Below are 23,117 nucleotides of genomic sequence, written 5' to 3'. Positions count from 1 at the left end.
TCACTTGCCGAGGATCTGCTGGGCCCGGGTCCGCACCAGTCCGGCGACGCCCTGGCTGTCCGCCCGCGCGGCCGCCTCGTGGGTCATCGCGGTCAGGGCGTCCATCGCCACGGCCAGCTGCGGCCGGGCGCGGACCTTGTCGGGGTTGATCCAGGGGGTGTCCGGGTCGGGCCGGCGCGGGCGCAGGTCCTCCACGTCGCCGACCACGTCGATGCCGCTCTCGGCGACCCAGTCGATCCACCGCTGCGCCTGCGCCTCCGCCCAGTCGTAGCGCTCGGGGGGCAGCGTGACCGGCTGAGAGGTGCGGTTGGCGAGCTCGCCCTGGGCCAGCATCTGCCGCACCAGCACGTCGTACGTCGGCTCGGTGCGCAGGTCCAGACCCAGCCGGCGGTTGAGCTTGCGCAGCAGCTGGACCTCGGCGACGCCGAGGGAGCGGTTGGCCCGCTCGCTGTCCAGCGGGGCCCAGGAGGGGTCGATCGAGAACGCCGTGGCGAACCGGTTCCACAGCACGTCGCCGGCGCGGCCGTGCGGCACGGTCACCAGGTGCACCCGCTCGGGGGGCAGCTTGGCGCCCCAGCGGGCGAGCACGGAGGGCAGGTCGAAGGCCTTGGCGAACCAGATGTCGCCGCGCTCCATCTTGGTGAGGAAGCGACGGTAGGTCCACCGCCGGCCCTGCTTGATGGTCTCCTGCCAGGCGGCCGGCAGCTGCCGGCCCAGGTCGCGGGCGGAGTAGACGACGTGCACCTCGGCGCCGGCCAGGTCGTTCATCGCCTTGGCGATCTTGTCGGGCTTGGCGGCCGCCAGGATCTCGTGGCTGACGATCACCGTGCCCTTGGCCCGGTGGACCTTGCCGACCAGCATCTCCCAGGCGCCCTCGGCGTGGCCGGGGCGCCCGCCCCACTCCTGGTCCAGCAGGTCCAGGGCGGCGCGGAACTGGAAGAGGTCGGCGGGGATGAACCGGTTCTTGGTGGGGATGGTGACCCCGTGCTTCGCCAGGCGGGAGGCGTTGCGGGTCAACCGGTCCTGCAGATAGGTGGTCCCGGTCTTCGGGGCACCGATGTGCAGGTAGACGACCGGGGTGCTCATGTCCCGGATTCTGCCAGCCCCTCGGCCCCGGCGAGCGCGCGCACCACCGCCGAGGGGCTCGGGCGGCCCAGCTGCCCGGCCATCCACGCGCTGGTGGCGACCACCGCGTCGAGGTCGACGCCGGTCTCGATGCCGAGCCCGCGCAGCATCCAGACCAGGTCCTCGGTGGCCAGGTTGCCGGTGGCGCTCTTGGCGTAGGGGCACCCGCCCAGGCCGCCCGCGCTGGCGTCGAAGGTGGTGATCCCCTCCTGGAGCGCCGAGAAGGCGTTGGCCAGCGCCTGGCCGTAGGTGTCGTGGAAGTGCATCGCCAGCTGGTCGACCGACATCCCGGCCCCCGTGAACCCGGCGACCAGCTCCTTGACGTGCCCGGCGGTGCCGACGCCGATGGTGTCGCCCAGGCTGAGCTGGCTGGCGCCCAGGTCGAAGAGCCGTTTGCCCACGGCGACGACCTGCTCGACCGGCACCGCGCCCTCCCACGGGTCGCCGAAGCACATCGAGACGTACGCCCGCACGTCCAGGCCGGCGTCGCGGGCCCGGCGTACGGTCGGCTCGAACATCGCGAACTGCTCGTCCAGGCTGCGGTTGAGGTTCTTGGTCGCGAAGGTCTCGGTGGCGGAGCCGAAGATCGCGATGTGCCTGGCGCCGAGCTCGAGCGCGCGGTCCAGACCGCGCTCGTTGGGCACCAGGACCGGCAGGTCGGCCGCGGCCGGGCCCATCCGCTCGCCGAGCATGGTCATCAGGTCGGCGGCGTCGGCGAGCTGCGGGACCCACTTCGGGTGCACGAAGCTGGTCGCCTCGACCACCGGCAGCCCGGCGGCCACCAGCCGGGTGACGAACTCGGCCTTCACCTCGGTCGGCACGACGGTCTTCTCGTTCTGCAGGCCGTCGCGCGGTCCGACCTCGTAGATCGTCACGCGGTCGGGCAGCCCGCCCGGCGCGGACGTCATGGGCAACGGCCGGTCCAGGGTGCTCATCGGTCCTCCTCGCCGGGCTCCACCACGAAGAGCGGCGCGCCCAGCGGCACCTGCGCGCCGACGGCGGCCTCGACCTGCGTGACGGTCCCGGCGTACGGCGCCTTGAGGGCGAGCTCCATCTTCATGGCCTCCATCATGCCCAACGGCTGGCCCTCCTCGACCCGGTCGCCGACGGCGACCCGGACCTCGAGCACGGTGCCCGGCATCGGGGCCAGCACCGTGCCGTCGCCGGCCGCGGCGCCGGAGTCGCGGAACGGGTCGGGGACCACGAAGACGAACCGCTGGCCCCGGTGCACGAGCTCGACGGTGTCGCCGCGACGGACGACCTCGGCCCGGTGGGTCTGGCCGTCCACCTCGGCGACCACGTGCCCGACCCCGCCGGACGGCCCGCGGTGCGGGAGGTACCCGCCCAGCCAGGTCGCCTGGTGGTCGCCGGCCCGGCCGTCCCCCACGGCGACCAGCTCGTCGAGCTGCACCAGGGTCGGCGCTGAGGCGGCGGCGACCCGGAACCCGTCGGCCCGCCACGGGTCCCCGAGCGTGCTCGGCGGCACGGCGCCGGCGGCCGCCTGCTCCTCGGCCCCGCCCCCGGTCAGCGCCAGGGCGGCCAGCGCCCGGGCGAGGTCGCGGGAGGGGGCGGCCACCTCGCCGCGCTCGAACGGGTCGGTGTCGAGCCAGGCGGTGTCGATCGAGGCCTGCCGGAACTGCGCGGAGTCGACCAGCGCCCGCAGGAAGCCGGTGTTGGTGGTGAGCCCGAAGATCCGGGTGTCGTCCAGGGCACGCACCAGGGTGTCGATCGCCTCCTCCCGGGTGGCGGCCCAGGCGATCACCTTGCCGAGCATCGGGTCGTAGGCGCTGGAGACCTCCTGCCCGGACAGCAGGGCGTGGTCGACGCGGACCACGGGCTGCTCGCCCGCGCCCCAGCTCATCGTCCAGTCGTGCTCGCCGGCCCAGCCGACCTGGCCGGCGCGCCCGGCCTGCGGGAGGAACCCGCCGAACGAGTCCTCGGCGTACACCCGGGCCTCCACGGCGTGGCCGTGCAGCGTCACCTCGCCCTGCTCGAAGCCGAGCGGCTCGCCGGTGGCCACGCGCAGCTGGAGCTCGACCAGGTCGACCTTCTCGCCGTTGACCCGGACCACCTCCTCGGTGACCGGGTGCTCGACCTGGAGCCGGGTGTTCATCTCCAGGAAGTAGAACTCGCCCGTCGCGTTGTCGAGCAGGAACTCGACCGTGCCGGCGCCGGCGTAGCCGACCTGGGCGGCCAGCGCGACCGCGGACGACGTGATCGCCGCGCGCTGCTCGGGGGAGATCGTCGGCGCGGGCGCCTCCTCCAGCACCTTCTGGTGCCGGCGCTGGGTGGAGCAGTCACGCTCGAAGAGGTGGACGACGCGACCGGCGGAGTCGCCCATCACCTGGACCTCGACGTGGCGGCCGGACTCGACGTACTTCTCCACCAGCAGCGTGTCGTCGCCGAACGAGCTGAGCGCCTCCCGGGCCGCGGCGGCCCGGGCGGCGTCGTACTCGTCGGCCGAGCGGACCACGCGCATCCCCTTGCCGCCACCGCCGGCGGCGGCCTTGACCAGCACCGGGTAGGCGAAGGTCGACGGGTCGTCCTCGTCGCCGTAGGAGGGCACCACGGGGACGCCGGCGGCCACGGCGATGTCACGGGCCCGGTCCTTGCGGCCCATCGAGTCCATCACCTCGGCGCTGGGTCCGACCAGGGTGACCCCGGCCTCGGCCAGCGCCCGGGCGAACGGCGCCCGCTCGGAGAGGAAGCCGTAGCCGGGGTGGACGAAGCCGGCGCCGGAGGCGACCGCGGCCGCGACCACCTCGTCGACGTCGAGGTAGGAGCCGACCCGCACGGCCCGGTCGGCCGACGCGACGTGCGGCGCCTTCGCGTCCAGGTCGGTGTGGATCGCCACGGTCGTCCAGCCCAGCCGGGAGGCGGTGCGGATGATCCGCAGGGCGATCTCGCCGCGGTTGGCGATCAGCAGGGTGCCGGCCGCGTCGGTCGAGCTTGTTCCGTCGGTCGAGCTTGTTCCGTCGGTCGAGCTTGTCGAGACCATCGTCATCACATCCGGAAGACGCCGTAGGACGGCGCCGGGGTCGGGGCGTGGGCGGCCACGGCCAGGCCCATGCCGAGGACGCGGCGGGTGTCGGCGGGATCGATGATCCCGTCGTCCCAGAGCCGGGCGGTGGAGTAGTACGGCGACCCCTGGGTCTCGTACTGGTCGCGAATCGGGGCCTTGAACGACTCCTCCTCCTCGGCCGACCACTCGCCACCCCGGCCCTCGATTCCGTCGCGCTTGACGGTGGAGAGCACGCTCGCGGCCTGCTCGCCGCCCATCACCGAGATCCGGGCGTTGGGCCACATCCACAGGAAGCGCGGGTCGTAGGCGCGCCCGCACATCCCGTAGTTGCCGGCGCCGAACGAGCCGCCGATCACCACGGTGAACTTCGGCACCACGCTGGTGGCGACCGCGGTGACCAGCTTGGCGCCGTCGCGGGCGATGCCGCGGTTCTCGTACTCGCGCCCGACCATGAACCCGGTGATGTTCTGCAGGAAGACCAGCGGGATGCCGCGCTGGTTGCACAGCTCGATGAAGTGCGCACCCTTGAGCGCCGACTCGCTGAACAGGATGCCGTTGTTGGCGACGATCCCCACCGGGTGGCCGTGGATGTGCGCGAAGCCGGTCACCAGGGTCTCGCCGTAGAGCCGCTTGAACTCGTGGAACCGGCTCCCGTCGACGATCCTCCGCACCACCTCGCGCACGTCGTACGGCGTGCGGGTGTCGGCGGGCACCACGTCGGCCAGGGTCGCCGGGTCCTCCAGCGGCTCCTCGGGCTCGCGCAGGTCGTAGGCCGGCCGGCCGGGCGCCCCGGCCGCGGCGCCGTACCCGACGGTGGAGGGCAGGGTGTCGACGATGGAGCGGACGATCGCCAGCGCGTGCGCGTCGTCGTCGGCCAGGTGGTCGACCACCCCGGAGGTGCGGGCGTGCACGTCGCCGCCGCCGAGCTCCTCGGCGGTGACCACCTCGCCGGTCGCGGCCTTCACCAGCGGCGGACCGCCCAGGAAGATCGTGCCCTGGTCGCGGACGATCACCGTCTCGTCGCTCATCGCCGGCACGTAGGCGCCACCGGCGGTGCAGGAGCCCATCACGCTGGCGATCTGCGGGATGCCCCGCGCCGACAGGTTGGCCTGGTTGAAGAAGATCCGGCCGAAGTGCTCCCGGTCGGGGAAGACCTCGTCCTGCATCGGCAGGAAGGCGCCGCCGGAGTCGACCAGGTAGACGCACGGCAGGTTGTTCTCCGCCGCGATCGTCTGGGCGCGCAGGTGCTTCTTGACCGTGATCGGGTAGTAGGTGCCGCCCTTCACCGTGGCGTCGTTGGCCACCACCATCACCTCGCGGCCGTTGACCCGGCCGATCCCGGTGACGATCGAGGCGCTGGGCACCGCGTTGAGGTCGTCGGCGTCCTTGCCGTACATCCCCCAGGCGGCCAGCGGCGCGACCTCCAGGAACGGGCTGCCCGGGTCGAGCAGCCGGTCGACCCGGTCGCGGACCAGCAGCTTCCCCCGGTCGGTGTGCTTGCGGCGGGCGCTCTCCGAGCCGCCCTGGCGTACCAGGGCGAGACGCTCGCGCAGCTCGGCGGTCAGGTCGTGCAGGCTCATGCGAGAAGGTTAACGGTCATTAACCTCCAGGAGAAGCCCGAGGCCCCAGTACGCTTCGCGCGTGACGCTCCAGATCTTCCTGCCCTTCTACGGCGACCCCGGGCTGATGCACACCGCGGTACGCAGCGTGCTCGCCCAGGACAGCCCGGACTGGACCCTCACCGTGGTCGACGACCGCTACCCGCACGCCGACGTACGGCCGTGGGTCGAGGGCCTGAACGACCCTCGGGTGCGCTACGTGCTCAACGAGCGCAACCTCGGCGTCAGCGGCAACTTCGACCGGTGCCTGCGGCTCGCCGACGGCGACCTGGTCACCTTCCTCGGCGGCGACGACGAGCTGCTCCCGGGCTACGTCTCGACCGTGCTGCGGATGCGCGCCGCCCACCCCGACGCCGCCCTGTTGCAGCCCGGGGTGGAGGTGATCGACGAGCACGGCGAGCCCGCCCTGCCGCTCGCCGACCGGGTCAAGCAGCGGCTGCTGCGACCCAAGGTGCCGGCCGGCGGCCTGCGCGAGCTGGGCGGCGAGGAGCTGACGGCGAGCCTGCTCGCCGGCAACTGGCTCTACTTCCCCGCCCTGGCCTTCGACCGGGTGCGGGCCCAGCGGCACGGCTTCCGCGAGGAGCTCAAGACCATCCAGGACCTCGACCTCATCCTGCGGCTGGTGATGGAGGGCGGGACGCTGGTCATCTGCGACGACGTCTGCTTCCGCTACCGCCGGCACGCGGCCAGCGAGTCGTCGTGGCGCGCCTCCAGCGGCGACCGGTTCGCCGAGGACCGGCGGTTCTTCGCCGAGGCCGCGGAGCGTGCCCGCGAGCTCGGCTGGGACCGGGCGCGACGGGCCGCCCGTCGCCGGGTCACCTCACGGCTGCACGGGGCCACCATGCTGCCCGCGGCGCTGCGCTCGCGCGACGCCGCGGCCGCGCGGTCACTGGCCCGGCACGTCCTCGCCCGTCCGGGGAGCTAGGGGGTCGACCTCGGCGCCGCTGGCGGCGCGGTGGTCGGCCAGCTCGAGGCGCAGCAGCGCGACCTCCTCGGCCAGGGTGCGAGTGCGGTCCTCGAGCCGTCCCAGCTCGTAGCTGTACTGGATGCTGACGACCAGCAGCAGCATCGAGGCCAGGAAGAAGAGCAGGTTGGCCGGGACAGCGACGCCGACGAGCTCGGCGAACCAGTCCAGCGTCGCCGGCCACACCGCCACCACCACGGTGGCGAGCGCGACGAAGCTCCAGGTCACCGCGTACTTCTCCCGCAGGTGACGGCGCCGGAGCAGCTCGAAGAGCGTGATCAGCGTGACCAGGGCGCCGACCAGTCCGAGCAGGTGGGGGGCGGTCACACCGTCACCTCCGCGGTCGTGTCCTCGACGCTGGGCCACTTGCGCACCAGCGAGAGGAAGAGCGCGAGCATCGCGCGGAACAGGTAGATGGCCGCCTTGGCCGGGGTCTGGCTGGCCTGGCCCGCCGCGCGGACCCGCATCCCCACGGGGACCTGGACCACCGAGCAGCCCATCCGGCTGGCGATCACCAGCGACTCCACGGTGTCGCCGAGGTACTCCGCGGGGTAGTGCTCGGCGAAGACCTTGGTGGCCCGGGCGTTGCTGGCGCGGAAGCCGCTGGTCACGTCGGTCAGCGGGACCTTGGTCACCCGGGAGAGCGTCCAGGCCAGCAGCACCATCGCCCAGCGACGCGGGCCGCGGGCGCGGTAGTCGCCCTCCCCGGCGAACCGGGCTCCGATCACCACGTCGGCGCGGTCGAGCCCCTGGAGCAGCAGGTCCAGGTAGCGGGGGTCGTGCTGGCCGTCGGCGTCCACCTGGACGGCGACGTCGTACCCGTGACGGACGGCGTAGCGGTAGCCGGTGCGCATCGCGCCGCCGACGCCGAGGTTGAACGGCAGCTGGCAGACCAGGGCGCCCGCCGCCAGGGCGGCCTCGGCGGTGCCGTCGCCGGAGCCGTCGTCGACGACCAGGACGTCGACGTCCGGGTGCAGGTCGCGCAGCTCGGTGATCGTCGAGCCCACCGAACCCTCCTCGTTCCAGGCGGGCATGATCACCAGCACCCGGCGACCGGGGTCGCTCGGAGTCGGAGGAACGCCGGCGGACGTGGAGGACACCGGCCGATCCTAAGCGTTCGCCGGGGTGGTGGGCGGCAGGGTGGTCGGCGTGGTCGCGACCTCGTCGTCCCCCGCGGGAGCCGGGGCCTCGGAGGCACCAGCGGCCACCGTGCGGGTGGTGTCGAAGCTGTCCGGGGCTTCCGGGTGCTCAGGGGTGGCAGACCTCCTGGTGTCGCGCCGCAGGAACCACAGCAGCAGCAGCCAGCTGGCCACCACCCAGACCGCGTACCCGACCATCCACGTCTCGGCGTTGACCGGCGGCTCCCACGGTCCGTCGAGGGCCGAGTCGCCCTTCCCGGCGTTGACGTTGCGGCGCAGGTGGGTGCGGAACGCCTCCAGTTGGACGTAGGCCAGCGGTAGCGAGAGCAGCGGCAGCATCCACCACAGCTTGCGCGCCGGGGAGAGCCGGTTGGAGACATCGACCCGTTCGGAGGCGAGCCAGAGCGCGGTGATCGGGATCAGCACCATCATCGGCAGGGTGTAGCGGCCCTGCCACCACTGGCCGCCCGCGTTCCAGTTGGCCGCCTGCATGACGATCGGCAGCACGTAGGTGCACAGCCCCAGGAAGGCCAGGGCCAGCACCTCGCGGGTACGCAGGAACGCGGCCGCCAGCACCACGATCGCGAGGGAGGGCCACAGGTAGAGCTCCAGGACCCGGATGTCGAGCGGAGCGTCCAGCCAGCCGAACCAGCCGATCATCTCGTGCAGGGTGTCCGGGTCGTTGCGCATCCGGGAGAGCTCCAGGCGCTCCCACCAGGAGAGGTCGAAGGCGGGGGTGCTGCCGACGTCCTCCACCCCGGAGGAGACGGTCCACGCGCCGCTGGCCAGCGTGGCGAGGACGGGCAGGCCCATCCAGGCGAGGTTGCGCCGCCGGCCCAGCGCCCGCCACACGGCCGCGCCGGCCAGGATCGCGAAGACCAGGAACCAGACGCCCACCCACATCGGGGCGATCAGCCGGACCAGCACCATCACCGAGGCCGCCACCATGGCCCGGGCGAACATCGCCCGGCCCAGCCAGCTGTCGGGCTCGCGCAGGAAGACCAGCGTGCAGGCGCCCATCGCGACGGCGGCGGCGATCTCGAGGCTGTTGGGGTTGGCGATTCCGCCCAGCCACAGGACCATCGGGGAGCACGCCACCGCGACCCCGGTCAGCGCCACGCCCCGGCGGCGCGCGGTCAGCGCGGCCGCGAACGCCAGGCCGACGAAGAACGACGCGTAGCCGGCGGCGACGAAGTTCTGCGCGTACCAGGTGTACTTCAGCGGGGCCCAGGCCGAGGGGAACCCGACGGCGGCGTAGTAGGTGGGGATGTAGCGCCCGGCCGGGTTGTAGTAGTCGACCAGCTCCGTCTTGTCCGGGTCGGGCATGGTCACGCAGCTGGCCGGGGTGTCGCGCTGGAACGCCAGGCAGGAGACCGACCCGGCGGACTCGATCAGGCCCAGGGGGGTGGGTGTGTTGGTCATGTAGACGCCCTCGACCCGGTCACCGGTCAGGTCGCCGTGGCCCACCGCGTAGGTGCGGACCGCGTGCGCCACGGAGTCCGGGGCCGCCCACATCGGGGTGGCGATCGACCACAGGAACATCCCCAGGAAGGCCCACGCCCAGCAGACCAGGGTCAGGCGCCACAGCTGGCCGCGGGTGGTGACCCGGGAGGCGGGCACGCCGGCCTCGGACTGCGCCAGGGCGGGCGTCGGGCTCGGCTCCGGCGCCCGCTCGGGGGTCGGCTCGGGACCCGGCGCCGAAGTCGGGTCGGAGGTGGCGGGCTCAGCGTCCGAGGACGTGGACGAGGACATGGGCAAGGATGATGACACGCGCGTGCCGGGGCGCCACAGTTCGCTCACCCCGCGGCGCCGGACGCGGACCGGCCGCTCAACGGCTGAGCAGGGCGCCGAGGGCCATCCGGACCAGCAGCTCGCGCATCTGCTCGTCGGGCAGCAGGGCGCTGTGCGGGGTGGAGTTGAGCAGGCCGAACGCCGCGTGTGCAGCCGCGCGGGCGCCGTCGAGGCCGTCGTCCCCGCTCCCCTCGGCCAGGGCGAGCGCGTGCAGCTGCTCGGCCCACAGGTCGACGTACGCCCGCTGGAGCGCCCGGACCTGCTCGCGGGCGTCCGGGGGCAGCGACTCCCAGTCCCGGTCCTGGACGACGATCAGCGCGCGATGCTGGAGGGCGAAGTCGGTGTGCCACTCGACGAGCGCCGCGATCGCCTCCCGGGGCGAGGACGCGCCGCCGACCCGGGTCCGGCCCACCTCGAGCAGCTCCTCGCTGATCCGGACCAGCATCTCGGCGAGCATCGCGTCCTTGGAGGCGAAGTGCTTGTAGAGGGCGGGCCCGCTGATCCCGCAGGCGGCGCCCAGCTCGGCGACCGAGACGCCGTGGAAGCCGCGGGCGGCGAAGAGCTCCGCCGCGGTCCGCAGGATCTGCTCGCGCCTGGTCACGGCGGCAAGGCTAGCCACCCTCACTCCCCCTCGCCCTCACTTCCGCTCACCCTCACTCCCACTCACCCAGCATCACCTGGGCTCGCAGGGCCGCGTCGGTGCCGGCCTCCAGGTCCTCGACCAGCTCGTCGGCCAGGTCCTCGGCCGGCTCGTCCCCGCCGCCGGGCCCCGACCCGGAACCCGTGCGGACGGTCAGCTCGTGCACCCGCGCCAGCAGCTCGTCGCGCGGCAGGCCGCGCAGGTGGACCAGCACCAGCGGGTCGGCCTGCAGCAGCCAGCCCACCTGGGTGGCGACCGCCACCGCGTGCTCGCACGGGTCGATCCAGGGCCGGCAGGTGCAGCTCCAGCCGAGCTCGCCGGCGTAGGGCACCAGCTCGACCCCGACCTCCTCCAGCCCCTCGACCAGCCGCTCGGGCAGCTCCCCGGTGAGCAGGGCCGCGGCCAGCCCGGCGCCGCTGGCGACGACCTCCACGAAGAGCGAGGCGTCGGTGGGGTCGAAGAGCGCCACGCTGCCCGTCACCGTGAACGCGTCGTCGACCACCGCGACGTACTCCCCCGGGGCGACCGCGATCGCGCCGACCGCACCGGCGCGCGCGAGCCGGCGCCCCCCTTTCAGCTCCTGCTCGCCGTACGCCGACTCCTCCAGGCTGCGCACCCACGCCTTGCCCCACCACGTCCCCGGCGGGGCGCTGCGGCGCGGCGGCTGGCGCGGGTGGGTGAGGGTCACCGCAGCTCCACCAGGTCGCGCAGCTCGCCGTCGGAGAGCTCGGTCAGCGCGGACTCCCCACGCGCCAGGACCGAGTCGGCGACCCCGCGCTTGCGGGTGAGCAGCTCGGCGATCCGCTGCTCGACCGTGCCCTCGGTGACCATCCGGTGCACCTGGACGGCGCGGGTCTGGCCGATCCGGTACGCCCGGTCGGTCGCCTGGTCCTCCACCGCCGGGTTCCACCAGCGGTCGTAGTGGATGACGTGGTCGGCCGCGGTGAGGTTGAGGCCGGTGCCGCCGGCCTTGAGGGAGAGCAGGAAGACCGGGGTCCGGTCCGGCTCGTCGGGCGCGGCCTGGAAGCGCCGGACCATCGCCTCGCGCTCGGCCACCGGGGTGCCCCCGTGCAGGAACTGGTGCGGCACGCCCGCCCGGGTCAGGTGCACCTCCAGCAGCCGCGCCATCGCGACGTACTGGGTGAAGACCAGCGCCGCTCCGTCCTCGGCGAGCACCGTGCCGAGCAGCTCGTCGAGCAGGTCGAGCTTGGCCGAGCGCCCGACCAGCGTCGGGTTCTGCTCGCGGAGGAAGTGCGCCGGGTGGTTGCAGATCTGCTTCAGGCCGGTGAGCATCGCCAGCACCATCCCGCGGCGGGCGAGGGCGTCGGAGCGCTCGATCCGCGCCATCCGGTCCTTGACGAACGCCTCGTAGAGCACCGCCTGCTCCCGGGTCAGCCCCAGCAGGTGGTCGGTCTCGGTCTTGGGCGGCAGCTCGGGCGCGATCCCCGGATCGGACTTGCGCCGGCGCAGCAGGAACGGGCTGACCAGGTCGGCGAACCGGGCGGTGATCTTCGAGTCGACCCCCGCCTCGATCGGGGCGGCCCAGGTACGCCGGAACGCCAGGCGGCTGCCCAGCAGCCCCGGGATCGCCCAGTCCAGGATCGCCCACAGCTCGGTCAGGTTGTTCTCCACCGGGGTGCCGGTCAGCGCCACCCGGGCCGTGCTCTCGAGCTGGCGCAGCGCCCGCGCGGTCCCGGAGCGGGCGTTCTTCACGTGCTGGGCCTCGTCGGCGACCACCAGGTCCCAGGGGACGGCGCGCAGGGCGCTCTCGGGGCTCACCACGTCGTTGCGCATCGTGCCGTAGGTGGTCAGGACGAACCCGTCGTGCACCTGCGCCAGGGAGCGGTCGCCTCCGTGGAAGCGGCGGACCGGCACCCCGGGGGCGAACCGGCGGATCTCCGCCTCCCAGTTGCCCAGCAGCGAGGCGGGGCAGACGACCAGGGTGGCGCCCGGCCCGGCACCCGGCCCGGCATCCGTCTCGGTGCGGGTCTCGGCGCGGCGCAGGTGCAGCGCGATCACGGTGATCGTCTTGCCCAGGCCCATGTCGTCGGCCAGGCAGGCGCCCAGGCCGAGCGAGGTGAGCTCGGCCAGCCAGGTCAGCCCCTGGTGCTGGTAGTGCCGCAGGGTCGCGTCCAGGCCCGCCGGGATCGGCACCGGCTCCCGGGTCGTGGCCTGGCGCACCCGGTCGCGCACCTGGAGCAGGGACGCGCCGACCACCACCTCCGCCTCGGAGCCCAGTACGCCGCTCGCCTCACCCGGCTCGCCCGCGTCGGCGGCGCCCGGCTCGGGGCCGACGGGGACCGTGCCGGTCAGCGCCGCGGCCAGCGCCTGGCTGGGCCGGACCGTCCGGATCAGGCGGCGCCGCGCCTTCTCCGCCGTGGCCGGGTCGACCACGACCCAGCTGTCCCGCAGCCGGACCACCGAGCCGGCCGACTCGGCCAGCCGGGCCATCTCGTCGTCCGCGAGCGGGTCGCCGTGCAGCGAGACCTGCCAGCGGAAGGCGAAGAGCGCGTCGGCCCCCAGCGTGGAGGTCTGCAGCGGCAGCTCCTGGCCTGCGCGGGCGGGCGCACGGTCCAGCACGGCCGCCGAGGTCAGCTCCCGGCCCAGGTCGCGGGGCCAGTGCACGTCGACCCCGATCTCCTTGAGGGCGGCCAGTCCCTCGCTGAGCAGCCCGGTCACCTCGTCGGCGGCCAGGGTGATCACGTCGGGCACCCGCACCTCGAGCAGCCGCTCCAGCGGCGGCCAGGCCGCAGCAGCCTGGCGCAGGGCCAGCGCGGCGTGCACCCGGGCCCGGTCGCCGAACCCGTGCGAGGCGTCGGGACCCGACTCCAGCCACAGCTCCGCGGCGTCGGCGACCTGGTGCTCCCCGCCCTCGGCGTGCACCTGCGGCACCACCCGCAGCTCGCCCGCGTACAGCTCCTCCTCCTCGGCCTCGATCCGCAGGGAGAGGCGGACCAGCTCGGGCCGGTCGTCCCTGCCCCGTCGGCGGCCCAGGTCCGCGAGCCGGTCCTGGAGCCGGCGCGGGTAGTCCGGGACCGCAGCCAGCCGGGTGGGCTGACGCCGCGGCATCGCGTCGACCACCGCCTCGAGGACCGCCCGGACGATGCCCTCGGCGCCCGCGGCGTCCAGGTCCCCGTACGCCCGGGCCCGGGCGAGCTGCTCGACCCGGTCGGCGTCGGCCGCGTCGAGCGGCGCCAGGCGCCACCAGGGCTCGTCCGGGTGCGGCTCGAACCGCCCCTCGGCGACCAGGCGCAGACCCAGGTGCGCGGCGGCGGCCAGCAGCGCGACGCTGGGGTGGATCTCGTCCTGCTGGGCTGCCTTCCGGGCGCGGGCGAGGATCGGCAGCGCCGCGGTGATCGGCAGCGTGACGGTCCGCCCGCCGGTGAACTCGACCACGCCCTGCCGCGGCGGGGTGCCAGGTCGGAAGGTCGCGGGGCCGCGGGTCGGGACGAAGCTCACCCTGCGACGCTAGCCCCCCGGGCCGACAGGACTGCCGGTCGCGGTCCCCTGCCGCGCCTGCGCCCAGCGCTCGAGCAGCAGCGCCCGCGCCTGCGCCACGTCGACGTCGGCCTCGCCGACCTCGGCCAGCAGCGCCAGCAGGGCGACCGGCTCGGCCAGGGTCGCGCGTGCGGCCGGGGTGTCGAGGAGCAGGCCCATCAGCGCCTGGAGCGCGGCCACGTCGCCACGCCAGTAGCCCTGGCACACGTAGCCGTCGCAGCCCGCCACGTACTCCTCCGCCCGGGTCCGCACCGTGAGCAGGGCGTCCGAGCTGTCCGGGCCGGTGCCCAGCCCGAGCACCTCGGAGCCGACCGCCACCAGCAGCGGCAGGACCGGCGTACGGTGCTGGTCGCTCGGCAACGCCTGCAGCGTCAGGGACAGCACGTCCGCCCACGGCACGCTCCACACGGTGGTCGGGTCGGGTCCGTCCTCGTCGGTCGGCGTCTCGGCCCAGCGCAGGTCGCGGTGCTCCACGCCCACGGTGGAGAGGCGCAGGTGCCTGGTCGCGGGCCGGCCCAGGAGCAGGGCGCCGTCCCCGGCGACCGCCAGGGCCACCCTCCCGTTGCGGTGCGTCCGCGGCTCCCACTGCATGCTGCCTCCCGACGGATCCACGCGCCGGCCGCCCCGGTCGTGGTGCCTGTCTTCGAGGAGACTCCGCCGACGGCCCCGGGCAGAGAGTCCTCGGGCCGAACCGGACCGGGACCTTGGACCCGATCTCGCGACGTGTGAGCCACAATGGCGGGCATGAGCATCCTGGACGCCTCCCTGAGCAGGCTCGACGGCACGCCCGGCACCCTGCGCGACCTCACCGGCGGGCGTCCGGCCCTGCTGGTCAACGTGGCCAGCAAGTGCGGCCTGACCCCGCAGTACGCCAAGCTCGAGGCCCTGCACGAGGCGTACGCCGCGCGCGGTTTCACCGTCGTCGGGCTGCCCTGCAACCAGTTCATGGGCCAGGAGCCCGGCAGCGCCGAGGAGATCGCCGAGTTCTGCTCCGCGACGTACGGCGTGACCTTCCCGATGTCGGAGAAGATCGAGGTCAACGGGGTCGGCCGGCACGAGGTGCTCGCGCCGCTGGTCGAGCTTCCCGACGACCGCGGCAACACCGGCGACGTGCAGTGGAACTTCGAGAAGTTCCTGGTCGACGCCGACGGCACCCCGGTCGCCCGGTTCAACCCGGCCACCGAGCCGGACGACGCGGCCCTGGTCGCCGCGGTGGACGCGCTGCTGTCCTGACCGGGTCAGTTTCACCGGGGCCCCGGTGAAACTGGCACTTCTTGGGGGTTGCAACGGTCGAGAAGTGGCGGTTTTCCTCGGGAAGTCGGCGCAGTGGTCCAGATCACGCCGTTAATGACGTCAAAGTTGACGAGAGCAACCACTACTCTCACCCGGTGACCACGCAGACCCCGCCGCTCCCCACGGAGCCGACGCCCGCCGCCGACCGCCTCGACAAGCGCGTCCTGATGATCGCCGGGGTCGTCGTCCTCGGTGGCATCATGTCGATCCTCGACGTCACCGTCGTCTCGGTGGCGCTCCAGACCTTCCAGCAGGAGTTCGACGCCACGGCCGCCCAGGTGGCCTGGACGATGACCGGCTACACGCTGGCCCTGGCCACCGTCATCCCGCTCACCGGGTGGGCCGCCGACCGGTTCGGCACGAAGCGGCTCTACCTGCTGGCGGTGCTGCTGTTCACCCTCGGCTCGATCCTGTGCGCGCTGGCCGACAGCCTCTCCGCACTGGTCGCCTTCCGGGTGCTCCAGGGCCTGGGCGGCGGCATGCTGATGCCGCTCGGCATGACCATCCTGACCCGCGCCGCGGGCCCGGACCGGGTGGGTCGCGTGATGGCGATCATGGGCATCCCGATGCTCCTGGGGCCGATCTTCGGGCCGATCCTCGGCGGCTGGCTGATCGACATCGCCTCGTGGCACTGGATCTTCCTGATCAACGTGCCGATCGGCGCCTTCGCGATCGGCTACGCCTGGCTCGTCCTCGACAAGGACGACGTCGAGCCCTCGGAGACCTTCGACTTCGTCGGCATGCTGCTCCTCTCCCCCGGGCTCGCGCTCTTCCTGTACGGCGTGAGCTCGGTCCCCGGCGCCAAGGAGGAGCAGGGCACGCCGTGGACCGGCGAGGTCATCGGCACCATGGTCGTCGGCATCCTGCTGCTGATCGCGTTCGTGCCGTGGGCGCTGCGCCGGGCCAACATCCACCCGCTGGTCGAGCTCCGGCTGCTGAAGAACCGGTCGATGACGGTCGCCCTGCTGACCATGTCGCTCTTCGCGATCTCCTTCTTCGGCGCCTCGCTGCTCTTCCCGCTCTACTTCCAGCAGGTGCGCGGCGAGGACGCGCTGGGCGCCGGGCTGCTGCTCGCCCCCCAGGGCATCGGGGCGATGCTGACCATGCCGGTGGCCGGCTTCCTGGTGGACAAGATCGGGCCCGGCAAGATCGTGATGACCGGCGTCGCGGTGATCACCCTCGGCATGGGGCTCTTCACCCAGATCGACGCCGAGACCAGCTACACCTACCTGCTCACCGCGCTCTTCATCATGGGTCTGGGCATGGGCGCCACGATGATGCCGATCATGACCGCGGCGCTGGCCACGCTCACCGACCACACCATCGCCCGCGGCTCCACCCTGCTCAACATCCAGCAGCAGGTGGCCGCCTCGATCGGGACGGCGCTCTTCTCGGTGATCCTCACCGACCGGCTGGCCGACCAGCCGGCGGTCCAGCAGGCGCGCGACCTGGCCGAGGAGACGGGCGGCAGCCAGGACCCGGGCGTGCTCGCCGAGGCCGCCGCCCGGCTCGGCATCGACCCGGCAGGTCTCGAGGCGCTCTTCGCCCGGGCAGCCGACGGGATGGCGGACGCGTTCGCCACGGTCTTCGTGGTCGCCACCGTGCTGGTCGGCTGCTGCCTGGTCCCGGCGTTCTTCCTGCCGCGGCGCAAGCTGGAGAAGCCGGTCGACCCCACGGTGATGGCCGGTCACTGACCCGTAGCGCCCGACGGCCGCCCCGACCGCGCACCCGCGCGGTGGGGGCGGCCGTCGCGTTGCGGGCCGCGGGACGGCTCGGGCTCAGCCGTTGACCGCGAGCGTCAGCGGCAGCACCTCGGTGGCGCCGGCGTCGCGCAGCGCCCGGGCGGCCAGGGTGAGCGTCCACCCGGTGACCACCAGGTCGTCGACCAGGAGCACCGGACCGGCCGGCACGTCGGCCTGCAGGGCTGAGCGCCGCCCCACGGCCGCGACCCGCTGGGCGGAGTTGGCCGCACCCTTGCCGGGCGGCACGTCCGGGTCGACGATCGCCCAGGAGCCCACCACCGGCACCTTGAGGTAGCGGGACAGGCCGTCGGCCAGGTCCCGGGTCAGGGTGGGACGACGGGCCGACTCGACGTAGACGATCGCCTCCACCCGGGGGCGCCAGTCGCCCAGCACCTCGACCACGGCCCGGACCAGCGGCACGGGCACGGGACCGTCGAGCGCCTCGCCGTCGGGGCCGGTCTTGAAGAGCTCGCGCAGCTGCTGGCCGTAGCCCAGGTCGGTGAGCCGGTTGACCGCGCGGCCCTCCGCGGCGCCGTCGGTGATCTTGCCCTTGAGCGAGATGCCCAGGTTGGCCAGGCCCGAGGGCCACATCTTGCGCGGCTCGATCACCACGCCGGGGCGGGCGAGCCGCTCGTGGGCCGACTCCACCGACTCCTCCGAGACCGAGGTCGCCAGGCTCAGCCCCCCGCAGTTGTCGCAGCGCCCGCACCGCTCAGCCACGTCCGGGTCGTCGAGCTGGTCGCGCAGGAACCACATCCGGCACTTGTCGGTGGTGATGTAGTCGAGCATCGCCTGCTGCTCGCGCTCCCGGGCCGCGGCCACCCGGGCGTACCGCTCGGCGTCGTAGCTCCACGGCTGCCCCGTGGAGGTCCACCCGCCCTGGACCCGGCGGACCGCGCCGTCGACGTCGAGCACCTTGAGCATCTGCTCCAGCCGGGACCGGCTCAGGTCGACGTACGTCTCCAGCGCCGCGGTGCTCATCGGCTTCTGGGCGCCGGCGAGCACCTCGAGGGTCTGGCGGACCAGCTCCTCCCGCGGGAAGGACAGGGACGCGAAGTAGGCCCAGATGTCGCGGTCCTCGGTGGCGGGCAGGAGCACCACGGTGGCCTCGTCGGTGCCGCGGCCGGCGCGGCCGACCTGCTGGTAGTAGGCCACCGGAGAGGCCGGCGCCCCCATGTTGACCACGAACCCGAGCCGGGCGTCGAACCCCATGCCCAGGGCGCTGGTCGCGACCAACGCCTTGACCCGGCCCTCGACCAGGTCCTGCTCGAGCGCCTGGCGCTCGCTGGCCTCGGTCTGCCCGGAGTACGCCGCGACCTGCATGCCGCGGGAGCGCAGGTAGTCGGCGATCTCCTGGGTGGCGGCCACGGTGAGGCAGTAGACGATGCCGGAGCCGGGCTGCTCGGCCAGGTGGTCGGCCAGCCAGGCGAGACGCTGCTCCGCGGTCTTGAGCCGCACCACGCCCAGGCGCAGCGACTCGCGGTCCAGCGAGCCGCGCAGCACCAGGACGTCGGAGCCGAGCTGCTCGGCGACGTCGGAGGTGACCCGGGCGTTGGCGGTGGCGGTGGTGGCCAGCACCGGGATCCCGGTGGGCAGGTCGCCGAGCAGGGTGCGGATGCGCCGGTAGTCAGGACGGAAGTCGTGGCCCCAGTCGGAGATGCAGTGGGCCTCGTCGATCACCAGCAGACCGGCGGTCGCGGCCAGCCGCGGGAGCACCTCGTCGCGGAACCCGGGGTTGTTGAGCCGCTCGGGGCTGACCAGCAGCACGTCGACCTCACCGGCGTTGATCGCCTGGTGGATCGGCTCCCACTGCTCGATGTTGGTGGAGTTGAGGGTGACCGCCCGGATCCCGGCCCGCTCGGCCGCGGAGATCTGGTTGCGCATCAGCGCGAGCAGCGGGGAGACGATCACCGTCGGCCCGGCGCCCTGGGCGCGCAGCAGCAGGGTGGCGACGAAGTAGACCGCCGACTTGCCCCAGCCGGTGCGCTGGACCACCAGGGCGCGGCGCCGGTCGACCGCCAGCGCCTCGATAGCCGACCACTGGTCCTCGCGCAGCACCGCGTCGTCGCTGCCCACCAGCGCGCGCAGGTGCTGCTCTGCCTGGGCGCGGGTGTCTCGGCGTACGTCGTCTCCTGCGGTGACCGTCATGGTTCCTGTCTACCAACCCCGGCCGACACGTCCGGTGGCCCGGGTCGCCGGCTGTGCACGACGGGGGTGGTCCCCAGCCGGGTCAGCCCAGAGCGGGCAGCCGGGCGGCGGTCTCCCCCAGCCCGTCCGGGACCGGCACCCGGCCGGCACCCACCAGGACCGCCTTCTCGTCGGACCAGTCCGCGGGCAGCGGACCGGCCAGCGCCTCGACGGTGGCCCGGGTCAGGGCGAGCGCGCTGGCGGGGGCCGGCACGGAGGAGCACAGGTCGAGGTGGTGCACCGCGTGCTCCACCGCCCAGATCGCCAGGAAGTCGCCCGCAGCGAAGACGTGGCCCTGCCAGGCGCACGCACGGTCGGGCAACGCGGCCACCCCGCGACGCAGCGACTCCGCGAGCTCGTGCAGCTGCTCGACCGCGTCCGCGGGCCGGAGGTACGCCGCGGTCCGGCGCCGCTGCGCCATCAGCGCCGGCACCGGGTCCCCGCCGCCGAACGCGGCAGCGAACTCGGGCCAGTAGGAGGCCGCGTCGACCGTGGGCTGCTCCTCGACGAGGCAGACCAGGCCGGCGAGCATCTCCTGCCAGCCGGCGACCACGTGCACCACGGCGTCCAGCCTGGTCCACCCGTGGCACCGGGACGGCCCGAGCAGGTCGTGCTCGGAGAAGCTCTCCACGGCCTGCACGAGCCCGGTGACCGAGTCCAGGCAGGCGGTGCGTCCGGTCTCGAGGCCCACGGTGAGCGACATGCCCGCGAGGCTAGCGGGCGAGGGCGACGCCGTCAGCGCCTCGACCACGCCCTGCTGCCGCCGTCAGTGCCGGCGCGCCGCCCCGAACGCGGCGTCGCTCAGCACCGGCACCACGTCGCTCACGTCGGTCTCCGCGGCGACCGCCACGTCGGCCCCGAAGCCCGCGGCCACCAGCTCGACCCCGCTCGCGCAGGCGTGCAGCCGGGCCTCGACGTCGTGCTCGACCGCGCGCCAGGCCGCGACTGCCACGTCCGCCTCCGGGCTCAGCACCCCGGCCACGGCCCCGTCGAGGTCGAGCAGCCCGGCGAGCACGGCACCGCTGCCCCAGAGGTCCTCGGCGCACGGCCGCAGCGAGCCGTCCGGCCAGCGCTCGCCCGCGGGCACGACGGCGACCGTCGCCCCCGCCTCGACCCGGGGGGCCAGCCAGCTGGCCACGGCAGCCCGGTTGCGCAGGCAGGCTGCGACCACCACCGCCCCGCGCTCGGCCAGGGCGGCGCTCACGGTCGAGCCGTTGGGCGAGGGCAGCACCAGCCGTTGGACGCCGCTGACCGAGCGCATCGCCGCCGGGGAGAGAGTGACCGGGCGGTCCCGGGGTGGCTGGTCGGGGGCGTGCTGCCGGGGGCGCTCCCGGGCCTCGAGCCGCCCGACGGCCAGGACGGCGTCGAGCTCCGCGGCGTACGTCGCGGCCCGCTCGTCGTGCCAGCCGAAGGGCCAGACCCGGATCCCGCGCTCGACGGCGATGCTCACCGTCGTGGTGAACGAGAGCACGTCGACCACCACGGCCACGTCCGCGCCGGCCGCGACCGCCGCGCCACCGGCGGGCCCCCACTCCAGGCGGACCCGGTGGCCGGCCTGGTCGTGGCCGGCCTTGACCGGCGCGGCTACCAGATCCGCACCCGGTCGGCGGGGTCGAGCCACAGACCGTCGCCCGGCTCGGTGCCGAAGAGGCCGTGGAACTCGTCGAGGTTGCGCACGATGTTGGCCCGGAACTCCGGCGGGGAGTGCGGGTCGATGGTCAGGTACTGCTGCTCCTGCTCCTTGCGCCGCTTGGTCCGCCAGCAGTAGGCCCAGTTGAGGAAGACCTTGCGCTGCTGCTCCGGCGGCGCCTGGCCGTCGGTGGCGATCATGAACGCCTGGTAGCCGATCGTCAGACCACCCAGGTCGCCGATGTTCTCCCCGACGGTGAGCGCGCCGTTGACCTTCTCGTCCGGCAGGGCGCGCGGCGAGAAGCCGTCGTACTGCTCGATCAGCGCCTTGGACTTCACCTCGAAGGCGGCCTTGTCGTCCGCGGTCCACCAGTCGTTGAGGTTGCCCGCGCCGTCGTACTGGGCGCCCTGGTCGTCGAACCCGTGGCCGATCTCGTGGCCGATCACGGCGCCGATGCCGCCGTAGTTCTCCGCCGGGTCGGCGTCCGGGTCGAAGAACGGCTTCTGCAGGATGCCCGCCGGGAAGCAGATCTCGTTGGTGCCGGGGTTGTAGTAGGCGTTGACCGTCTGCGGCAGCATGAACCACTCGTCGCGGTCGACCGGGCTGCCGATCTTGGCCAGCTCGCGGTCGGTCTCGTAGACCGACACCGCCCGCACGTTGCCCATCAGGTCACCGGGGTCGACCTCGAGCGGGGAGTAGTCGCGGAACTTGTCCGGGTAGCCGATCTTGGGCCGGAAGGTGGCCAGCTTGTCGTAGGCCCGCTGCTTGGTCTCCTCGGTCATCCAGTCCAGCGCGGCGATCGAGCGCCGGTAGGCCTCGAGCAGGTTGGCGACCAGCTCGTCCATCATCTCCTTGGCGCGCGGGCCGAAGTGCCGGGCGACGTACTCCCGGCCGACCGCCTCGCCGATGCCGCCCTCCACGAAGGCGACCCCGCGCTTCCACCGCTCACGCAGCTCGGGGGTGCCGTTGAGGGTGCGGCCGTAGAAGTCGAAGTTGGTCTCGACGAAGTCGTCGGTCAGGTACGCCGCGGAGGAGCGCAGCACCTTGGCGGCCAGCCACGGGCGCCACTGGTCGACCGAGGTCTCCTTGAGCACCGTGGACAGGTGCTCCAGGTAGGACGGCTGCCGCACGCAGGTCTCGGCGATGATCCGCTCGCCGTCCTGGTCGCCGCCGGTCAGCGCGCGGACGTAGGCGCTCCAGTCGAACGCGGGCGCCAGCGCCTCGAGCTCGTCGCGGGTGAGCAGGTTGTAGGTCTTCTGCACGTCGCGGGTCTCGGCCCGCTCCCAGTGCCCCTCGGCCAGCCGGGTCTCCAGCGTCAGCACGGACTGCGCTGCCTCCGCGGCGTCGGCGCGACCGGCCAGCTCGAAGAGCCGGGTCAGGTAGGCGAGGTACTTCTCCCGGATCTCGGCGAACTTCTCCTCGCGGTAGTAGCTCTCGTCCGGCAGCCCCAGACCGCCCTGGGTGAGGTTGACCAGGTAGCGGTCGGAGTCCTTCGCGTCGGTGTCGACGTACGAGCCGAACGCCCCGCCGCCGCCCGCGCGCTCGAACTCGCCGAGGAACCGGGCAAGCTCGCCCTCGCCGAGCGCGTCGACCGCCTCCAGCAGCGGCCGCACCGGCTCGATGCCGCGGGCCGCGATCGTCTCGGTGTCCATGAAGGAGGCGTAGAGCGCCGCGATCTTGCGGGCGTCCTGCGGCTCGGCGCCCCGCTCCGGATCGGCGGTGAGCTCCTCGATGATGGCGTGCACCTGCTGCTCGGCGGCATCGGCCAGCATCACGAAGGGACCCCAGCTGCTGCGGTCGCTCGGGATCTCCACCGTCTCCAGCCAGGTGCCGTTGACGTGGCCGAAGAGGTCGTCCTGGGGACGGATGTCGAGGTTCATGCCCTCGCGGGCGTCGTCGAGGATGCTCACCCGGGTCAGCCTAACCACCGGGAGCGACATCGGGGCCGCGCCGCGGGGACCCTCACGGGTGTGACGCCCCTCGCTGCGGCACCATAGGGACATGACCCGTCGTGCCTACGCACCCCCGGCGACCGGCCGGGACCGGCGCCCGCTGCTCCTGCTGGCCGCCATCCTCGGGGTCCTCGCCCTGCTGCTGCCGCTGGCCTGGACGCTGGACGCCAGCATCGACCACGACCGGAACCTCTTCACCGACCGCCAGCAGATGGCCTGGATCCAGCACGTCAACCTGGCCAACGGCGGCAACCCGGTGGCCGGCAACGTCGGGCCCGACGACGAGATGAAGGTGGGCGAGGTCGTCTTCCGCCCCAGCAAGGACATCAGCGTCGAGGTGCGCCTCCAGGAGCGCACCGGCGCCGAGGGCGAGACCCTGCAGGGCTACTGCGTGCGGACCAGCAACGAGGACGGCGAGGAGATCCCGTGGCTGTGCCACGACCTGGCCTCCCCGCCCAGCAAGCCGTCGGGCGACCCGCTCGCCGACCTCTGACGGCCGCCTGGACCTGACCCTT

The 23,117-nt window shown here is 73.5% G+C and carries 19 protein-coding genes; 4 read left to right on the top strand and 15 right to left on the bottom strand.

Annotated elements, in window-relative coordinates; translation table 11 throughout:
- The 4 genes from H8838_RS00385 to H8838_RS00370 are packed head-to-tail and all read right to left on the bottom strand — an operon-like array spanning nt 1 to nt 5,727.
- A complete protein-coding gene (locus H8838_RS00385) occupies nt 1-1,086 on the bottom strand; it encodes a hypothetical protein (RefSeq protein ID WP_181310041.1) in 1,086 nt (361 codons plus the stop codon).
- Nucleotides 1,083-2,060, bottom strand: a complete 978-nt coding sequence (locus H8838_RS00380) for a hydroxymethylglutaryl-CoA lyase (RefSeq protein WP_185995513.1) — start codon at nt 2,058-2,060, stop codon at nt 1,083-1,085. Before H8838_RS00380 ends, H8838_RS00385 begins: the two co-directional genes overlap by 4 nt.
- A complete protein-coding gene (locus H8838_RS00375; RefSeq protein ID WP_185995514.1) occupies nt 2,057-4,123 on the bottom strand; it encodes an acetyl/propionyl/methylcrotonyl-CoA carboxylase subunit alpha in 2,067 nt (688 codons plus the stop codon). The genes H8838_RS00380 and H8838_RS00375 overlap by 4 nt, the downstream gene beginning before the upstream one ends.
- Before the next feature lie 5 nt (nt 4,124-4,128).
- Nucleotides 4,129-5,727: a carboxyl transferase domain-containing protein gene (locus H8838_RS00370; RefSeq protein ID WP_185995515.1), complete on the bottom strand. Its 1,599-nt coding sequence runs from the start codon at nt 5,725-5,727 to the stop codon at nt 4,129-4,131.
- A 61-nt stretch (nt 5,728-5,788) separates the two neighbouring features.
- On the opposite strand from H8838_RS00370, the gene H8838_RS00365 reads away from it, so the two are divergent.
- Nucleotides 5,789-6,691 carry a glycosyltransferase gene (locus H8838_RS00365; protein ID WP_185995516.1) on the top strand — a complete coding sequence of 301 codons (903 nt, stop codon included), beginning with the start codon at nt 5,789-5,791 and terminating at the stop codon, nt 6,689-6,691.
- On the opposite strand, the gene H8838_RS00360 is transcribed toward H8838_RS00365, so the two are convergent.
- The 7 genes from H8838_RS00360 to H8838_RS00330 all read right to left on the bottom strand — a co-directional run bounded on the left by H8838_RS00360 (nt 6,653) and on the right by H8838_RS00330 (nt 14,389).
- A complete protein-coding gene (locus H8838_RS00360; protein WP_185995517.1) occupies nt 6,653-7,057 on the bottom strand; it encodes a DUF2304 domain-containing protein in 405 nt (134 codons plus the stop codon). The two genes, H8838_RS00365 and H8838_RS00360, sit on opposite strands and share 39 nt — an antisense overlap.
- Nucleotides 7,054-7,830, bottom strand: coding sequence for a glycosyltransferase family 2 protein (locus H8838_RS00355; protein ID WP_224766291.1), 777 nt, complete (start codon nt 7,828-7,830; stop codon nt 7,054-7,056). The genes H8838_RS00360 and H8838_RS00355 overlap by 4 nt, the downstream gene beginning before the upstream one ends.
- A gap of 9 nt (nt 7,831-7,839) precedes the next feature.
- Nucleotides 7,840-9,621 carry a DUF2142 domain-containing protein gene (locus tag H8838_RS00350; RefSeq protein WP_185995518.1) on the bottom strand — a complete coding sequence of 594 codons (1,782 nt, stop codon included), beginning with the start codon at nt 9,619-9,621 and terminating at the stop codon, nt 7,840-7,842.
- Nucleotides 9,622-9,697: 76 nt separating this feature from the next.
- A complete protein-coding gene (locus H8838_RS00345; RefSeq protein ID WP_185995519.1) occupies nt 9,698-10,261 on the bottom strand; it encodes a TetR/AcrR family transcriptional regulator in 564 nt (187 codons plus the stop codon).
- A 52-nt stretch (nt 10,262-10,313) separates the two neighbouring features.
- Nucleotides 10,314-10,988, bottom strand: a complete 675-nt coding sequence (locus H8838_RS00340; RefSeq protein ID WP_181310049.1) for an SWIM zinc finger family protein — start codon at nt 10,986-10,988, stop codon at nt 10,314-10,316.
- Nucleotides 10,985-13,759, bottom strand: a complete 2,775-nt coding sequence (locus H8838_RS00335; protein WP_185995520.1) for a DEAD/DEAH box helicase — start codon at nt 13,757-13,759, stop codon at nt 10,985-10,987. The genes H8838_RS00340 and H8838_RS00335 overlap by 4 nt, the downstream gene beginning before the upstream one ends.
- Before the next feature lie 9 nt (nt 13,760-13,768).
- A complete protein-coding gene (locus tag H8838_RS00330) occupies nt 13,769-14,389 on the bottom strand; it encodes a hypothetical protein (RefSeq protein WP_181310051.1) in 621 nt (206 codons plus the stop codon).
- Nucleotides 14,390-14,542: 153 nt separating this feature from the next.
- On the opposite strand from H8838_RS00330, the gene H8838_RS00325 reads away from it, so the two are divergent.
- Nucleotides 14,543-15,031, top strand: a complete 489-nt coding sequence (locus H8838_RS00325) for a glutathione peroxidase (protein WP_181310052.1) — start codon at nt 14,543-14,545, stop codon at nt 15,029-15,031.
- A 155-nt stretch (nt 15,032-15,186) separates the two neighbouring features.
- Nucleotides 15,187-16,785: a DHA2 family efflux MFS transporter permease subunit gene (locus H8838_RS00320; protein WP_317983783.1), complete on the top strand. Its 1,599-nt coding sequence runs from the start codon at nt 15,187-15,189 to the stop codon at nt 16,783-16,785.
- Nucleotides 16,786-16,869: 84 nt separating this feature from the next.
- Here H8838_RS00320 and H8838_RS00315 read toward each other — a convergent pair whose 3' ends face one another.
- The 4 genes from H8838_RS00315 to H8838_RS00300 all read right to left on the bottom strand — a co-directional run bounded on the left by H8838_RS00315 (nt 16,870) and on the right by H8838_RS00300 (nt 22,560).
- Nucleotides 16,870-18,981 (bottom strand): RecQ family ATP-dependent DNA helicase, encoded by a 2,112-nt coding sequence (locus H8838_RS00315; RefSeq protein WP_185995521.1) that lies wholly within the window; start codon nt 18,979-18,981, stop codon nt 16,870-16,872.
- Nucleotides 18,982-19,063: 82 nt separating this feature from the next.
- Nucleotides 19,064-19,723 (bottom strand): maleylpyruvate isomerase N-terminal domain-containing protein, encoded by a 660-nt coding sequence (locus tag H8838_RS00310; protein WP_185995522.1) that lies wholly within the window; start codon nt 19,721-19,723, stop codon nt 19,064-19,066.
- Nucleotides 19,724-19,786: 63 nt separating this feature from the next.
- Nucleotides 19,787-20,641: a 2-phosphosulfolactate phosphatase gene (locus H8838_RS00305; protein ID WP_224766290.1), complete on the bottom strand. Its 855-nt coding sequence runs from the start codon at nt 20,639-20,641 to the stop codon at nt 19,787-19,789.
- On the bottom strand, nt 20,605-22,560 hold the full coding sequence (locus tag H8838_RS00300; RefSeq protein WP_317983782.1) for a M13 family metallopeptidase: 1,956 nt from the start codon (nt 22,558-22,560) through the stop codon (nt 20,605-20,607). Before H8838_RS00300 ends, H8838_RS00305 begins: the two co-directional genes overlap by 37 nt.
- A 91-nt stretch (nt 22,561-22,651) precedes the next feature.
- Between H8838_RS00300 and H8838_RS00295 the strand changes: the two genes are divergently transcribed.
- The gene (locus H8838_RS00295; RefSeq protein WP_185995523.1) at nt 22,652-23,095 is read left to right on the top strand and encodes a hypothetical protein; all 444 of its coding nucleotides are present in this window, start codon (nt 22,652-22,654) and stop codon (nt 23,093-23,095) included.
- Nucleotides 23,096-23,117 lie beyond the last annotated feature (22 nt).

Origin of the sequence: Nocardioides campestrisoli (genome assembly GCF_013624435.2) — a bacterium.
GTDB lineage: Bacteria > Actinomycetota > Actinomycetes > Propionibacteriales > Nocardioidaceae > Nocardioides > Nocardioides campestrisoli.
The sequence above is the reverse complement of the archived record's forward strand: the minus strand, read 5'-3'. Positions and strand labels throughout refer to the sequence as shown.

Coding starts and splice junctions, on each gene's coding strand:
- H8838_RS00310 (WP_185995522.1), bottom strand. CDS start 19,723: ATGTCGCTCACCGTGGGCCTCGAGACCGGACGCACCGCCTGCCTGGAC.
- H8838_RS00375 (WP_185995514.1), bottom strand. CDS start 4,123: ATGGTCTCGACAAGCTCGACCGACGGAACAAGCTCGACCGACGGAACA.
- H8838_RS00350 (WP_185995518.1), bottom strand. CDS start 9,621: ATGTCCTCGTCCACGTCCTCGGACGCTGAGCCCGCCACCTCCGACCCG.
- H8838_RS00295 (WP_185995523.1), top strand. CDS start 22,652: ATGACCCGTCGTGCCTACGCACCCCCGGCGACCGGCCGGGACCGGCGC.
- H8838_RS00370 (WP_185995515.1), bottom strand. CDS start 5,727: ATGAGCCTGCACGACCTGACCGCCGAGCTGCGCGAGCGTCTCGCCCTG.
- H8838_RS00315 (WP_185995521.1), bottom strand. CDS start 18,981: ATGACGGTCACCGCAGGAGACGACGTACGCCGAGACACCCGCGCCCAG.
- H8838_RS00385 (WP_181310041.1), bottom strand. CDS start 1,086: ATGAGCACCCCGGTCGTCTACCTGCACATCGGTGCCCCGAAGACCGGG.
- H8838_RS00380 (WP_185995513.1), bottom strand. CDS start 2,060: ATGAGCACCCTGGACCGGCCGTTGCCCATGACGTCCGCGCCGGGCGGG.
- H8838_RS00330 (WP_181310051.1), bottom strand. CDS start 14,389: ATGCAGTGGGAGCCGCGGACGCACCGCAACGGGAGGGTGGCCCTGGCG.
- H8838_RS00325 (WP_181310052.1), top strand. CDS start 14,543: ATGAGCATCCTGGACGCCTCCCTGAGCAGGCTCGACGGCACGCCCGGC.